This window comes from Pseudomonas sp. DW-iso3 (assembly GCF_058725305.1).
The window spans coordinates 399,618-412,692 of record NZ_JBZXDZ010000004.1 but is presented as its reverse complement, the minus strand read 5'-3'; the positions used below and the strand labels follow the sequence as shown (position 1 = coordinate 412,692).

Here is a 13,075-nt window from a genome sequence, read left to right as displayed (position 1 = left end):
CTGTCTTTTCCACATTGCCTGCAAGGTAATTCAATCATGAGCCTAGTCAGTCCGCGCCTCACCTTATTGACGGCGTCCGGCGTCTGTTCGCTGATCGTGCTCGACACGAACATCGTCGCCGTCACACTGCCCAGCATCGCCCGTGATCTGGGAGCAAATTTTGCCGACATCGAATGGGTCGTCAGCGCCTACATGCTGGCCTTTGCCGCACTGTTGTTACCCGCCGGCAGCATCGCCGATCGCTTCGGCCGCAAGAAAACCCTGGTCTGGGGGCTGAGCATCTTTATCCTGGCGTCCCTCGGCTGCGGTGCCGCGCCCAACGCGTTGTTTCTGGACATCGCTCGCGCGATCAAAGGCGTCGGCGCAGCCCTGCTGTTGACCTCGGCACTCGCCACCATCGGCCACACCTTCCACGACGATGTGGAACGGGCCAAAGCCTGGGCCTTCTGGGGCGCCTGCATGGGCGTGGCCATGACCGCCGCACCGACCCTGGGCGGGTTGATCACCGAGTACCTGGGCTGGCGCTGGATTTTCTATCTGAACCTGCCAGTGGGCCTGGCCTTGATGGCGCTGGTACTGCGTGCAATCCCGGAATCCCGCGATACCCAGTCGGCACGGCTCGACCCCTGGGGCAGCCTGGCCTTCAGCGCCAGCCTGTTGTGCTTGATGTGGGGCCTGATCGAAGCCAATCGCATTGGCTGGGACAACCCGTTGACCTACGCCCGGCTCATCGGCGGCGCGGCATTACTGGGTGTATTTGTCCTCGTCGAGCGTGTGCAACAGCGGCCCATGGTCGACCTGCAACTGTTCCGCCACCCGCGCTTTATCGGAGCCTTGCTGGGGATGTTTGCCTACGCCGGTTGCGCCCAAGTGATGATGACCTTGTTGCCGTTCTACCTGCAGAACGGCCTGGGGTTCTCCGCGATTGACTCGGGCCTGGGCATGTTGCCGTTTGCGCTGACCCTGTTGATCTGCCCACGCATTGGCGCACGCCTGGCGGGGCGATTGACACCCGCTACGATGATGGCTGGTGGCCTGACACTGGTGGGCAGTGGCAACCTCTTGAGTGCCTGGGCGGTAAACGTGGGAGGTTACCTGCCTTTTGCCTTGGCGATTGCAGTTACAGGCGCCGGGGCAGGTCTGCTCAATGGCGACACGCAGAAAAACATCATGGTCTGTGTGCCGCGAGACCGTGCCGGTATGGCTTCGGGCATGAGCACCACCATGCGCTTCAGCGCGATCATGTTGGCGATCGGCGTGTACGGGGCGTTATTGAGCCGTCATAGCGAGCAGTTGTTGAGCGCAAGCATCGGCGCACAATGGCAGGCTCAGGTTAACGGCATTGCTTCACGCGTAGTCGCCGGGGATATGTCGGCAGCGATGGGTTTGTTGCCGGAGTCGGCACGCGCACTGGTGCAGCCGCTGGCGCGACAGGCGTTCGTGGGTGGGTTCAGCGCGGTGTTGTGGGTGGCGGGCGTATTGGGGTTGCTGGGGGCGCTGGTGGTGGGGATGTTGATGCGTAACCCGATACCTTCAGCCCCACCACAACTCCCCCTGCGGGCACCGAACTGAATGTGGGAGCGGGCTTGCTCGCGAATGCGGTGTGTCAGGAGCAGATGCACTGACTGAGACATCGCATTCGCGGGCAAGCCCGCTCCCACAGGGGGGGGGCGTCTACGTTCTGGAGGTCGGGTTACCAGAAGCGCTGCTGGGTCAACCGGCTCCACCAGGTCAGCAACACGCGGTCCACTGAGCCACTGGCCGCCAGCCCAACTCGCTCCTGCAAGCTCTTGCGCTCGGCATAATGCAGGTGGAACACCTCGGCGGTCTTGGCCTTGGTGGCCAGGTATTCGTCGCTGGTCTGCAGTTCGTCGACCAATTGCTTGTCGAGCGCTGCAACACCCAGCCACACTTCTCCGGTCGCCACGTCATCAATCGCCAACTGCGGGCGGTAGCGCGAGACGAAGTTCTTGAACAGTTGGTGAGTGATGTCCAGGTCCTCCTGGAACTTCTCGCGGCCCTTTTCAGTGTTTTCGCCAAACACCGTGAGGGTGCGCTTGTACTCACCGGCGGTCAGCACTTCGAAGTCGATGTCGTGCTTCTTCAGCAGGCGGTTGACGTTAGGCAACTGCGCCACGACGCCAATGGAGCCGAGGATGGCAAACGGCGCACTGATGATTTTCTCGCCAATGCACGCCATCATGTAGCCGCCGCTGGCTGCGACCTTGTCGATGCACACGGTCAACGGCACCCCTGCCTGGCGGATACGCGCCAGCTGCGATGAGGCCAGGCCGTAGCTGTGGACCATGCCACCGCCGCTTTCCAGGCGCAGCACCACTTCATCCTTCGGCGTGGCCAGGCTCAGCAAGGCCGTGATTTCATGGCGCAGGCTTTCGGTGGCGGAAGCCTTGATGTCGCCATCAAAATCCAGCACAAACACCCGTGGCTTGGCCTCGGCTTTCTGCTTGCCCTTCTTCTTTTCGGCCTTGCCTTCGGATTTACGCAGGGCCTTGAGCTGGTCCTTGTCGAGCAGGGTCGATTCCAGGCGCTCGCGCAGGCCCTTGTAGAAGTCATTGAGCTTGCTGACCTGCAACTGGCCGGCGGATTTGCGACGCCCTTTGCTGCGCAGGGCCGCGAAACTGATCAGTACCACCAGAATAGCGACCACCAGGGTCACGGTCTTCGCCAGAAAGCTCGCGTATTCGGCCAGAAAATCCATAGTTCTCCTTACAGGTGCGGTGCGCCAGGCGCGGATTGCCCAAGCATACCGACGGGGCTTGCCGGGAGCCAGTGCTCAAACCGCCACCAGGCGCCCTCCAACGAGCTTTTAAAACAAGCGTATGTTTTTTCATTGACAGCTCGCAGGCATCCTCATAACCTCGCCAGACTTTCAACGTACCGGGAAAACGGACGTGGGCAGCATCTATCTGATTCGACATGGCCAGGCCTCCTTCGGTGCAGACGACTATGACGTCCTGTCGCCCGTCGGCGTGGAACAGGCGCAAGTGCTCGGCCGCCACTTGGCCGACATGGGCCTGGTGTTCGACCGCTGTGTGGCCGGCGACCTGCGTCGCCAGCAGCACACCGCCACCGCCGCCTTCGATCAGTACAGCGCCCTGGGCCTGCCAGTGCCGGCGCTGGAAATCGACAGCGCCTTCAACGAATTCGACGCCGACGCAATCATCCGCGCCCTGCTCCCCGACCTGCTGACCACCGAACCTGAAGCCCTGGAAATTCTGCGCAATGCCGCGCAGAACCGCAGCGAGTTCCAGCGTATCTTCGCCCTGATCATCGAGCGCTGGCTGGCCGGCACTTATGACCCACCGGGGCTGGAAAGCTGGCTGGGTTTCGTGGAGCGTGTGCAGGGAGGCCTGCAACGGATGCTCGAGGCGGCGGACAACGCGCAGAAGATCGCCGTGTTCACCTCCGGCGGCACCATCACCGCCCTGCTCCACCTGATTACCCGAATGCCTGCCGCCCAGGCCTTCGAACTGAACTGGCAAATTGTTAACACCTCGCTCAACCAGCTGAAATTCCGCGGTCGCGAGGTGGCACTGGCTTCCTTCAACAGTCATACCCACTTGCAACTGTTGAAGGCGCCGCAGCTCATCACGTTCCGATGAACTGCGGCCAACCGTGACCCCAAGGTCACTGGACTCTACCCTAAAGGATCGAAACCATGACTGACGTAGCCAAAGCTGTAGAAGCAATGAAAGCCAAATTCAACCCAGCCGCCGCTGACGGCCTGGACCTGGTGTTCGGTTTCCGTATCGACGACACCCAGAACTTCTCGCTGGTGGTGAAAAACAACACCTGCGAATTGCTGGAAGGCGAAAACCCAGACGCCCAGGTCACCCTGGTGATGGACGCTGAAACCATGAAAGGTATCGTCAGCGGCGAGACCGACGGCATGCAGGCCTTCATGGGCGGCAAGCTGCGCACCGAAGGCGACATGATGCTGGCCATGAAACTGAGCGAGCTGTTCCCGGCGTGATGCACGGGCACGCCTGAAGCCCGATCCCGCCTCTCCAGGCGGGATTTTTTTGCCTGCTACTTTGATTCCATTGCTGGCGCGTTGAGCTTGCCTTTGGGCCTCCCTTGCCCACGCTGGTACAACGCTTCCACCAGCTTTTGCCGCTCGTCCTGCGCCAAGGTGCTGGCAAACTGCGCCAGCGTGCTATCCACCAATGCACGAAGCGCCATATCGGCTTCGCGGGCCTCGGCCAGTTCGGTGGTCAACGCTCCCCGATCCAGCGTCGGCGCTTCCATCTGCTTGATTACCCTCAGGCGCGCCGCACGCCCGGCCATGATCAGCGGCTGGCTATCGGCGGTGTTATGACGCAACAGTTGGCGCAATTCCCTGCGCCGCTCCGGCGATAACTTGACCATGGCCTGACGCAACCCATGCTGGTTGACCACCACTTCGGCAGGTTGGGTGCTGGCTATCCAGTGGTAAAGACCACCAGCCAGCCCGCCGATCAAGAACACATTGAGCAATACCGAGACCAGCAGCCACGGTTTCAGGGATTGGGCGCTCATTGCTCGGCTTCCTCGGCGTTGACGGTAAAGATGACTTGCGCATCGCCCTGGTCAAACACACTGGGCAATACCTCGGCGGACACCCATGGCAATGGCACGCTCATGGACGCCACCAGCATGCCGGTGACGACACCCGCAATGCCGGCGCCCACCAGCCCTGCCGGTGACAACCAACCGGCGTAGCGCGACCAGAACGACGCGCGACGCGGCACCGACTGACGGATCTGCCGAGCCAGCGCCGGGTCGGTCAAGGCCAGTTGATGGCTGTCCAGTTCGGCGTCGAGCCAACCGGCCTGATTCAACGCTTCACGGGCACTGGCGTTAGCGCTGTCGAGCAGCTCCTGGGCGGCGCCGCGTTCAGCCACAGGCCAACGCTGTAGGTCGGCCCCATAGGCGTCGGCCAGATAAGCAAATCGTTCAGGTGTCATGATGTTCCCCTTCCTGGGCGGGCAAGCCCGGATGTATCGGCAAGTTGGCTGCGCAACTGGCGTCGGGCCCGCGACAGCAGGCTCTCCAGTGCCTCGACGCTGATGTTCATCAGGGCCGCGGCGTCGATGTTCGACAGCTCCTGGTACTACTGCAACACAATCGCCTCGCGCTGGCGCTCGGGCAAAGCGGCCAAGGCGGCGGCCATGCGTGCGCTGCGGTCGGCGCTTTCCAATTGCTCATCCAGAGGCGCTGCGCTGTCCGCCAGCTCCAGCACCTCCTCCTCGGACAAAGGACGTTGCTTGCGCCGACGCAACCGGTCATGGCACAGGTTGAGCGCCACCCGATGCAGCCAGGTGTCGAAACGCGCCTCGCCACTGCGCCAACTCGCCGCCTGGCGCCAGATGCGCAGGAAGCTTTCCTGGGCCACGTCCTTGGCTTCGTCGGCATCCCCCAGGATCCGGCTGGCGAGCGCCAGCAGACGCGGCAGTTTGCGCGTCACCATTTCGTTGACGGCCGCAGGGTCGTTGTTGCCGATACGTACGAGCAGTTCAACGTCCGGATCAGAGTCTTTCAATCGGGCAATTCTCGGTCAGCGGATCCAATGCCCTTCGCGCCAGTACCAGTTCGGACCGTGGGCCTCCCAATGGCCGGGCGCCCAACGCGCATTGCGCATCACCGGCTGCCAGTGGCCTGGCACCCAGCCATAGCCGCGCCCTTCCCAGCGCCAATGGCCACGGTCCCAGGCGTAGCCCGGTCGCTCCACGGGAACCATTTCCACACGCTCCGGTGGCGGCGCCTGGCGGATGATGATTTCGGTCTGGGCAAACACCGAGGTGCTGACAAACGCGGCGAGTGTCAGCGGAGCAAGCAAGGCAAAGCGCACTGTGGCCAGGGGTCTCATGGCAACTCCTTCATGCAACGAGCGAAAGTGCCGGTTGCTGATGGGTTGAACGGGGCAAGTCGAAAAATCCGTCGCAGGACGCGCGGATTATTTACGCAGGCAGTATTGCCCAGGGGATGAAGGGGCTTGATGAAATGTTTGAAAGCTTCGCGACGGATTTACGCAGATGGCGACGTTGAAGGATTAACGCTGATCAACCGAAGAGGAAACACCATGTCCCGCCGACTTTACCTGCTGATTGCCGCATTGCTGATCGTCAGCCTCAGCGGCTGCGTGATCGTGCCGGAACACCGCCATTGCTGCTGGCGCTATTACGGCGCGCTCGATACGCCGACCCACAGCGTCAACGGCTAGCCAACCGCCGCAAAACCACGGCGCCCGGCCTTGATCTCGGTGCGCAACTCGCCAATCAGGTTTGAGATGGAACGGATGCTATCCAAACCGTCAGGGGACACGCCGGTCAGCAGCAAATCAACCCGGCCCGACACTGGCTCGAAGATGCTGATGCGCAACGAGCCGTCGCTGTTCAAGGTGCAATCGCACGCCAGCGGCAGGAAACCCGAAGCCATGATGCGGTTGAATTCAACGAATGAAATCATGACAAGTCCCCATCCCCGGGCCTCACCCGGTCATTGAGATAGAGACAGCGTAGATGAGGTTCTGCAGGGCATGAAAGCATCCATGCAAAAGTGTTAGCCGGGCCTCATTTCGCCCTGAAAACGCCGAATCACTGACGCCAGAAAACCCGTCTTTTCGACCTCTCGTCTGCTGCTCCGGCGAGCGCTTGACTCGGCGCGTCGATCACAAGACGCTGTTGGCCTTTGGCCATCACTTTGAGCAAAACCACCATGAGCATCGACCCGCCGAGCCAGCCCGACAGCGATGTGTACAAGACCTTGCTGGAGTCGACCAAGGCCATTCCCTGGCGCATCGATTGGCAAACCATGACCTTCAACTATATCGGCCCGCAGATCGAAACCCTGCTGGGCTGGCCCCCGCAGAGTTGGGTCAGCGTGGACGACTGGGTCGAGCGCATGCACCCGGATGATCGTGAATACGTGGTGAATTTCTGTGTGTCGCAATCCCGCGCAGGCGTGGACCACGAGGCGGATTATCGCGCGCTGACGGTGAATGGCGACTACGTGTGGATTCGCGATGTGGTGCACGTGGTGCGCAAGGACGGCGAAGTCGAAGCGCTGATCGGGTTCATGTTCGATATCAGCGAACGCAAGAAGACCGAAGAGCACCTGCTGCGCCTGCAAAAACAACTGGAAGAATATTCCTACCAGGACGGCCTGACCGGCATTGGCAATCGGCGCATGTTCGACACCGTGTTGGAGCGCGAATGGACCAGCGCCCAGCGCAGCCAGCTACCGCTTTCGTTAATCATTCTGGATATCGATTTTTTCAAGCAGTACAACGACCACTACGGCCATATCAAAGGCGACGAATGCCTGCGCCAGGTTGCACATACCCTGTCCCAGGCGGCTAACCGGCCACGGGATTTCATTGCGCGTATCGGTGGTGAAGAGTTTGTGTGGCTGCTGCCGGAAACCGATGCGCAATCCGCCCGGCAGGTGGCGCAGCGTTGCTTGCACCTGATTCGCCAGCAGCAGATCGAGCATGGTTTTTCGGCGGTGTCGAACCTGCTGACCCTGAGTCTGGGCGTCGGCACGTGCATCGTGAAACCCGACAGCCCGATGCTGGGATTTGTCGAAGAGGTCGACAAGTTGTTGTACCAGGCCAAACGCAATGGGCGGATGCGCGCGGAGTTCGCTGACAGTGAAGTCTGACGCGAAGGTCAAATTGCAGGCAAAAAAAATCCCAAGTAGCTGATGGAAACTTGGGATTTAAAAATGCATAAACCGTGGGAGGTGAACGCCCGGCTATAGTAACGATTGTAAAAAGCCGCAACAAGATTATTTTAATCCTTTCGTCGGATTAAAAACGCTGTAAGTCATTCAATAACCACACATTTTTTAAGGTAGCGAGGTCTATAAGTGCCACTTTTTGGTGCAACTACCCACCCTATTTCCACTTATAAAAAAGGGCTATTCGATTATCACGGCGTGCCATTCAACGACTTGCAAACTTCCTGCGGTTCGGGGCTGCCTGGCATTACCGAACGCCCCACACTTTGCACTTGCCGGCACAGTGCCAAGCGTTCATTGGCCGCTTCCCTTTCGCGGTCAACCTCGGCGTTGAGCCGCACAAAATAGATTCCCAGCAACACCGCGGCGCAGAGCACGCCGAGCACAAAGTAGCGAAAGCTGTTGGACGATGCCGGCTCTGGTGCGTTCATGACGTTACTGCGCCCTGCTCTTCTCATAACGCACATCATCGCCGTCCACTGGGCCGACCACGCTCCAGCCTAACCGCTGATAAAACCCGTTGGCACGGATGCCGTCGCGGCCGTCGGTGATCAGGAACAAGCGGTCGTGGCGTTCAAATAACGCAGCCTCGGCCACCGCCATCAGTTGACGGCCCAGGCCCAGATTCTCGTAAGTCGGGTGCACGAACATTGCGAACACCTCGCCTTCGGCCAGGTCGACCATGGCAAAGGCGGCGGGCTGACCATCCACCTCGGCGATCCAGACGCAGGGCGCCGCGCGGATGCTGTCGGCCAGCACCTGCGGCGTGATACCCAGATCGGCCATTTGCTCGGTACTCAAATGGTTTTGCACCACCGAGGTGCGAATGGTGAAGACCGTGTCGACATCGTCCTGCGTCGCTACGCGGATTAGCGTTTGCATACTGGCCTCCCTAATAGAGGACGCAATTGTAGGCAAATAGAAACGCAGTGAATGTCGTGGATTTGTAAAACGGCCTACAGGGCCTCGCCCTGATGCCAGCTCGCCGCTGTCACATTAAGCCGTCATTTGCGTGCGACTTTGTAGCGCACGCAATCCTGGTAGAAGCCCTGCCGAATCGCTTCGGGCTTAAGCCGTGAACGGCTGTCGTAGGTTTGTTCGGTGATGCCCATGGCCATCATGCGCATCCAGGATTTGTTGAATTTCATGGTCTGGATCTTCTGCCGCGCCGCGTAAAGCGACACGCCCGACAGCTTGAGCTCCTGGGCCCTGGCGGCGGTGCCGGCGCCCCAGCTGCACATGTACTTGTCCCCCTCGCGCAGCTCCCGAGCCTGCACGGCAGCCGCGCCGCCGGCCAGGGAACAGGCGATCAGCATGAATCCAACAGTGCGCATTTGCATCCTCACCTAACCACTTGAAAATAAAAGCGATTCTGGCGAGGATTTTGTTACAAAGGGGCCATTAAATTGCCTTATTGCGCAATGTTTCAGCTAGCTGCCGCAGCGGGCAGTCAGGCCGTTGAACAGCCCTCACTTCACCATTGGTAGGTCGCGCTCGCCTGCACGGTGCGCTGCGAGCCATACCAGCACCACGAATAGGAGTAGCAGGACGCGACATACTCTTTATTCGCCAGGTTGGTGGCATTGAGCGCCAGGCGCAGGTTGTCCTTCAGGCGGGCGATGTTCGGAATGTCGTAGTGCACCGCCGCATCGAACAGGGTGTAGCCCGGGACCTTCAGGGTGTTGGCGGTATCCCCCCAGGACGAGCCGACATACCGCGCCCCCGCACCGACGCCGAAGCCCTTGAGTTTGCCATCGTGGACGGTGTAGTCAGCCCACGCCGAGGCAGTGTGACGCGGCACGCCGTAGGTGGTGGTGCCTTCGGCGGCGATGGCCGGGCCTACGCCGATGTCGCTGATGGGTGCATACCGCACGGTGTTGTTGGACTTGCTGATGCGGTTATCCAGATAAGCATAGGCCGCGGTGATGTCCAGGTTGTCGTTGAGGCTGGCTTTGCCCTCCAGTTCAAAGCCTCGGGATTGCACTTCGCCGTCCTGGCTCTGGCAGCGTCCGGTGCCGCACAGGTGAGTCGGGTCTGGGTCGGTGGTCAGCACATTGGTCTGGCGTAGGTCGAAGATCGCCGCAGTGATAAAGCTGTTGCTGCCTGGTGGTTGGTACTTGATGCCGATTTCATACTGCTTGCCTTCGGTCGGCTTGAACACCGAACCGCCGTAGCCGGTGCCTGACTGCGGGTTGAACGACTCCGCGTAGCTGGCATACGGTGCCAGGCCATTGTCGAAGAGGTAGACCAGGCCGATGCGACCGGTGAAGGCTTTGCTGTCCAGAGAGGATTTGCTCTTTGCCCCGCTGCTGAGGGTCTGGGTGCTGTTATCGGTACTGGCCCAGTCGTAGCGACCGCCCAGCAGCAATACCCATTTGTCCCACTTCATCTGTTCTTGCAGGTACACGCCGGTCTGCTCGCTGCGCGAGGTGCCGTCGGTGGTGTAGGCCGGCACCGGCACGGCCGTGCCATAGACCGGATTGAAAATATCCAGGGTCGGGCCCGCTGTGTATACACCAGAACCGGACAGGGTGTCGGTGCTGGTGTTCTGGTAATCGAGCCCCATCAGCAGGGTGTGCTGCAACGGGCCGGTGTCGAATTTGGCCTGCACCTGGTTGTCGAGGGTATAGGCATCCAGGTCGACATCGCTGGCGATGGTCGAGCGGCGGATGGTGCGGTAATCCGCCATCAGGTAGTTGCTGTAGAGGCTGCGGTACTGGCCTTCGCTGCGCAGGTAACGCGCATTCTGGCGCACGGTCCACACGTCATCGAAGTGATGCTCGAACGCCCAGCCGATGCTGTAGTACTCGCGGTCACTTTTCTCGAAGTTTTTTTCACCGTCGTAGAAATCCACATCGATACTGCGCCCGGTCGGGCTGTGCAGCACCGACCCCCAGGCCGGCACCGAGCCGTAGGACGCACCTTTGGGATCCTTCTGGAAATGCCCGAGCAGGGTCAACGAGGTTGCGTCGTCCGGGCGCCAGGTGAGGGCGCTGGACAGTGACTGTCGGCGCGTCTCAGTGTGCTCGACCTGACCATCGGCGTCGTCGAAAAGCCCGGCCACGCGGTAGGAGTACACGCCCTGGTCGTCCATTGGGCCACTCAAGTCGAAGGTCGTACGCTTCTTGTTGAAGGTGCCGTACTCCACACCCACTTCATGAAACGGCGTATCCAAAGGACGCTTGCTGACCATGTTGATCACGCCGCTCGGCGTACCCTGCCCGTACAGCACCGACGCCGGGCCGCGCAGCACTTCCACGCGCTCCAGGTCAAAGGCGTCTTTCTGCGGCAAGGCATCACGGCTTGAGGGCATGCGCAGGCCGTCGAGGTAGGTCGCCGGCGAGAACCCCCGGATGGTCAACTGGTCCAGGCGCGATGCGGTGGCGCCACGGGTCTCCGGGATAACGGCAGCGCTATAGCGCAGGATCTGGTTGAGGCTCTCGGCGTTTTGCGCGCGCATCTGGTCTTTGGTGACGATGGAGATCGACTGCGGCGTTTCGATCAACGCGGTGTCGGTCTTGGTGCCCGACAAACTGCGCGTGGCCACATAACCGGACACCTGCCCGGTCGGGCTCTCAGCCTGGTACGCGCCGCTGATGGTGGTGGCCTGCAGCTCCATGGCCCCGCCGTTATCCGGGATGGCTTCCAGGCGGTAGCGGTCGGCGGAGAGCTTCAAGGCTTGCAAGCCGCTGCCGGAAAGCAATTGGGTCAGCGCCACGTCGGTGTCGTATTGCCCACTTAGCCCCTGGCTGCGTTTGCCACGCGTCAGGCTTGCATCAAACGCCAGCACCAGGCCCGCCTGCTCGGCCAGGCTATTGAGTGCCTGGCTCAAATCACCGGCTGGAATCGAGAAGCGGCCCACAGCGCTGCTGCTCTCTTCGGCATGGGTGGACTGGACGGTTAGCAACGGCACGGCGGCAAAAGCCATCGCCACTGACAAGGCCAGTGGGTGCAAGGGACGAGCAAGGCGCGACATGGGAAATCCTGCGTAAGGGAGGTTCTATTAACCATGACGGCCAGGTCGGAAAATCGGGCAAGGATGAGAGCGATTTTTATTTGCTCTGCCGCGCTGCAATCAGTTTTGTCGCTTTTTTGTGTAGCCTTTGGGTTGGTTTTTAGTGGTTTTTCCCCGTGTTCAGTCGGCCCTTTCTGAATGTATTAACCGCTCTTCCTAAAGAAAATGGTCCCCGCTTTACATTTTGAAGGAAACGAAAAAATGCTGATTACGTTAACTAAAAGGTTTGCAAAAAAAATGAGCCACCTTGACGACGGGACAATTGAAGACTTTAAAAAATCAATACGAAAATCACTGCTTAACAAAAACCAAACATGACCTAATGGTAGAAACAATGAGTCAGAACATACCCTAGCGATCTTTAGTTAGATGCTCACTGCTCCAAATGAAGACAATGCCTAAGACTGGAAGGGCTGGCACAATCCAAATCTACACACTAGAAACTCTTATATCGGAATGTCTGAGGCAAGTAGGGAAAGCAACGGAATGCCTCAAGCGATCGTTCGAAACCAAAAAAATGCGTGGGTTATGGTGCCCCAAGAACATTTTGCGGCGAGGCGCTGTCGCCAATGACGTGACCTACGAATTGCATGGCATTCGTTGTTGGGTTTACCTGTCTGACCTATGTATCAACTTTGATTAAAGCCCTGGCGATAAGGTCGACGAATTTGACCTTTGGCGATTATATATTGACGCCTGTGAGCTACCGCAAAAAAAACATACCGAAAAGAGTACGTGGCGCATGAATTCGGCGCGTATCTGAAACGAGGAAAAGCCAAGAAAATGCCCGATTCGATGTCCAACTTGTACTTCATTCAACCTTTAATAACGACTGCCCATCCTGACGAGCAATCAGCCCCTCACCCCCACGCCACCACCAACAACCCTGCCCCCAACACCAAACACAACGGCGAATAAAAATACGTATCCAACCTCGCAAACCGCGACCCACCGACTTTCTTGAAAAACCCCACCAACTCCGAATCCCCAATCGCCCTGGCGAACATCACCACCGCAATTGCGCTGATGCCCCATTGCAACGCCCCATGGGACACCGCCGAGAAGTACAATCCGGCCCGCAGGCACACCAGCAGCGCAATGGCCACCAGCCCCATCGCCACCAGGAATGTCCCCAGCGCCGAGGGCTTGAAGGCCGGTTTTGGGCCGCTGGCGAATTCGCCGGGCAGCTGGGGGATGGCGGCGAGGCTGCCGAGTTTGCCGCCGGCGGCCCAGTACAGGTGGACCATGCTGATGCAGGTAAACACCCCGACAATCCATCGTGCGACAACGAAGCTCATGGCTGGCTCTCCCTGAAAAGGT

15 protein-coding genes and 1 pseudogene are annotated in these 13,075 nt (G+C 59.7%); 5 read left to right on the top strand and 11 right to left on the bottom strand.

Annotation, left to right across the window (positions count from 1 at the left end):
* Positions 1-36 precede the first annotated feature (36 nt).
* Positions 37-1,572: an MFS transporter gene (locus tag AC4PS7_RS13965; protein WP_457244257.1), complete on the top strand. Its 1,536-nt coding sequence runs from the start codon at positions 37-39 to the stop codon at positions 1,570-1,572.
* A gap of 121 nt (positions 1,573-1,693) precedes the next feature.
* Here AC4PS7_RS13965 and sohB read toward each other — a convergent pair whose 3' ends face one another.
* The gene (gene sohB, locus AC4PS7_RS13960; protein WP_010210988.1) at positions 1,694-2,719 is read right to left on the bottom strand and encodes a protease SohB; all 1,026 of its coding nucleotides are present in this window, start codon (positions 2,717-2,719) and stop codon (positions 1,694-1,696) included.
* A 193-nt stretch (positions 2,720-2,912) separates the two neighbouring features.
* On the opposite strand from sohB, the gene AC4PS7_RS13955 reads away from it, so the two are divergent.
* Positions 2,913-3,623, top strand: coding sequence for a histidine phosphatase family protein (locus AC4PS7_RS13955; RefSeq protein ID WP_010210989.1), 711 nt, complete (start codon positions 2,913-2,915; stop codon positions 3,621-3,623).
* Positions 3,624-3,679: 56 nt separating this feature from the next.
* Positions 3,680-3,994 (top strand): SCP2 sterol-binding domain-containing protein, encoded by a 315-nt coding sequence (locus AC4PS7_RS13950; RefSeq protein ID WP_010210990.1) that lies wholly within the window; start codon positions 3,680-3,682, stop codon positions 3,992-3,994.
* Between the two features lie 56 nt (positions 3,995-4,050).
* Here AC4PS7_RS13950 and AC4PS7_RS13945 read toward each other — a convergent pair whose 3' ends face one another.
* From AC4PS7_RS13945 to AC4PS7_RS13930, 4 genes and pseudogenes are all read right to left on the bottom strand, one after another.
* Positions 4,051-4,539, bottom strand: a complete 489-nt coding sequence (locus AC4PS7_RS13945) for a periplasmic heavy metal sensor (protein WP_137206337.1) — start codon at positions 4,537-4,539, stop codon at positions 4,051-4,053.
* On the bottom strand, positions 4,536-4,967 hold the full coding sequence (locus tag AC4PS7_RS13940; protein WP_010210994.1) for a hypothetical protein: 432 nt from the start codon (positions 4,965-4,967) through the stop codon (positions 4,536-4,538). Before AC4PS7_RS13940 ends, AC4PS7_RS13945 begins: the two co-directional genes overlap by 4 nt.
* Positions 4,964-5,542 (bottom strand): annotated as a pseudogene (locus AC4PS7_RS13935) (RNA polymerase sigma factor). The gene AC4PS7_RS13940 and the pseudogene AC4PS7_RS13935 overlap by 4 nt, the downstream one beginning before the upstream one ends.
* A gap of 15 nt (positions 5,543-5,557) precedes the next feature.
* The gene (locus AC4PS7_RS13930; RefSeq protein WP_021491709.1) at positions 5,558-5,869 is read right to left on the bottom strand and encodes a YXWGXW repeat-containing protein; all 312 of its coding nucleotides are present in this window, start codon (positions 5,867-5,869) and stop codon (positions 5,558-5,560) included.
* 213 nt (positions 5,870-6,082) lie between these two features.
* Here AC4PS7_RS13930 and AC4PS7_RS13925 point away from each other — a divergent pair, with 213 nt between their 5' ends.
* A complete protein-coding gene (locus AC4PS7_RS13925) occupies positions 6,083-6,223 on the top strand; it encodes a hypothetical protein (protein WP_010210997.1) in 141 nt (46 codons plus the stop codon).
* On the opposite strand, the gene AC4PS7_RS13920 is transcribed toward AC4PS7_RS13925, so the two are convergent.
* A complete protein-coding gene (locus AC4PS7_RS13920) occupies positions 6,220-6,468 on the bottom strand; it encodes a DUF1652 domain-containing protein (protein WP_010210998.1) in 249 nt (82 codons plus the stop codon). The two genes, AC4PS7_RS13925 and AC4PS7_RS13920, sit on opposite strands and share 4 nt — an antisense overlap.
* A 249-nt stretch (positions 6,469-6,717) precedes the next feature.
* Here AC4PS7_RS13920 and AC4PS7_RS13915 point away from each other — a divergent pair, with 249 nt between their 5' ends.
* The gene (locus tag AC4PS7_RS13915; RefSeq protein ID WP_021491711.1) at positions 6,718-7,662 is read left to right on the top strand and encodes a GGDEF domain-containing protein; all 945 of its coding nucleotides are present in this window, start codon (positions 6,718-6,720) and stop codon (positions 7,660-7,662) included.
* Positions 7,663-7,931: 269 nt separating this feature from the next.
* Here AC4PS7_RS13915 and AC4PS7_RS13910 read toward each other — a convergent pair whose 3' ends face one another.
* The 5 genes from AC4PS7_RS13910 to AC4PS7_RS13890 all read right to left on the bottom strand — a co-directional run bounded on the left by AC4PS7_RS13910 (position 7,932) and on the right by AC4PS7_RS13890 (position 13,053).
* Positions 7,932-8,171 (bottom strand): hypothetical protein, encoded by a 240-nt coding sequence (locus AC4PS7_RS13910; RefSeq protein WP_010211000.1) that lies wholly within the window; start codon positions 8,169-8,171, stop codon positions 7,932-7,934.
* A 4-nt stretch (positions 8,172-8,175) separates the two neighbouring features.
* The gene (locus tag AC4PS7_RS13905; RefSeq protein WP_021491712.1) at positions 8,176-8,622 is read right to left on the bottom strand and encodes a GNAT family N-acetyltransferase; all 447 of its coding nucleotides are present in this window, start codon (positions 8,620-8,622) and stop codon (positions 8,176-8,178) included.
* Positions 8,623-8,744: 122 nt separating this feature from the next.
* The gene (locus tag AC4PS7_RS13900; protein ID WP_010211002.1) at positions 8,745-9,074 is read right to left on the bottom strand and encodes a hypothetical protein; all 330 of its coding nucleotides are present in this window, start codon (positions 9,072-9,074) and stop codon (positions 8,745-8,747) included.
* Between the two features lie 140 nt (positions 9,075-9,214).
* Entirely contained in the window at positions 9,215-11,716 is a 2,502-nt protein-coding gene (locus tag AC4PS7_RS13895; protein ID WP_492179497.1) for a TonB-dependent siderophore receptor, read from the bottom strand.
* An 899-nt stretch (positions 11,717-12,615) separates the two neighbouring features.
* Complete coding sequence (locus AC4PS7_RS13890) at positions 12,616-13,053, bottom strand: DUF3995 domain-containing protein (protein ID WP_010211004.1); 438 nt, start codon at positions 13,051-13,053, stop codon at positions 12,616-12,618.
* Positions 13,054-13,075 lie beyond the last annotated feature (22 nt).

Bases quoted from the DNA above. Each gene is read 5' to 3' on its own strand.
- AC4PS7_RS13965 (WP_457244257.1), top strand. From the start codon at position 37: ATGAGCCTAGTCAGTCCGCGCCTCACCTTATTGACGGCGTCCGGCGTC.
- sohB (WP_010210988.1), bottom strand. From the start codon at position 2,719: ATGGATTTTCTGGCCGAATACGCGAGCTTTCTGGCGAAGACCGTGACC.
- AC4PS7_RS13950 (WP_010210990.1), top strand. From the start codon at position 3,680: ATGACTGACGTAGCCAAAGCTGTAGAAGCAATGAAAGCCAAATTCAAC.
- AC4PS7_RS13945 (WP_137206337.1), bottom strand. From the start codon at position 4,539: ATGAGCGCCCAATCCCTGAAACCGTGGCTGCTGGTCTCGGTATTGCTC.
- AC4PS7_RS13940 (WP_010210994.1), bottom strand. From the start codon at position 4,967: ATGACACCTGAACGATTTGCTTATCTGGCCGACGCCTATGGGGCCGAC.
- AC4PS7_RS13930 (WP_021491709.1), bottom strand. From the start codon at position 5,869: ATGAGACCCCTGGCCACAGTGCGCTTTGCCTTGCTTGCTCCGCTGACA.
- AC4PS7_RS13925 (WP_010210997.1), top strand. From the start codon at position 6,083: ATGTCCCGCCGACTTTACCTGCTGATTGCCGCATTGCTGATCGTCAGC.
- AC4PS7_RS13920 (WP_010210998.1), bottom strand. From the start codon at position 6,468: ATGATTTCATTCGTTGAATTCAACCGCATCATGGCTTCGGGTTTCCTG.
- AC4PS7_RS13915 (WP_021491711.1), top strand. From the start codon at position 6,718: ATGAGCATCGACCCGCCGAGCCAGCCCGACAGCGATGTGTACAAGACC.
- AC4PS7_RS13910 (WP_010211000.1), bottom strand. From the start codon at position 8,171: ATGAACGCACCAGAGCCGGCATCGTCCAACAGCTTTCGCTACTTTGTG.
- AC4PS7_RS13905 (WP_021491712.1), bottom strand. From the start codon at position 8,622: ATGCAAACGCTAATCCGCGTAGCGACGCAGGACGATGTCGACACGGTC.
- AC4PS7_RS13900 (WP_010211002.1), bottom strand. From the start codon at position 9,074: ATGCGCACTGTTGGATTCATGCTGATCGCCTGTTCCCTGGCCGGCGGC.
- AC4PS7_RS13895 (WP_492179497.1), bottom strand. From the start codon at position 11,716: ATGTCGCGCCTTGCTCGTCCCTTGCACCCACTGGCCTTGTCAGTGGCG.
- AC4PS7_RS13890 (WP_010211004.1), bottom strand. From the start codon at position 13,053: ATGAGCTTCGTTGTCGCACGATGGATTGTCGGGGTGTTTACCTGCATC.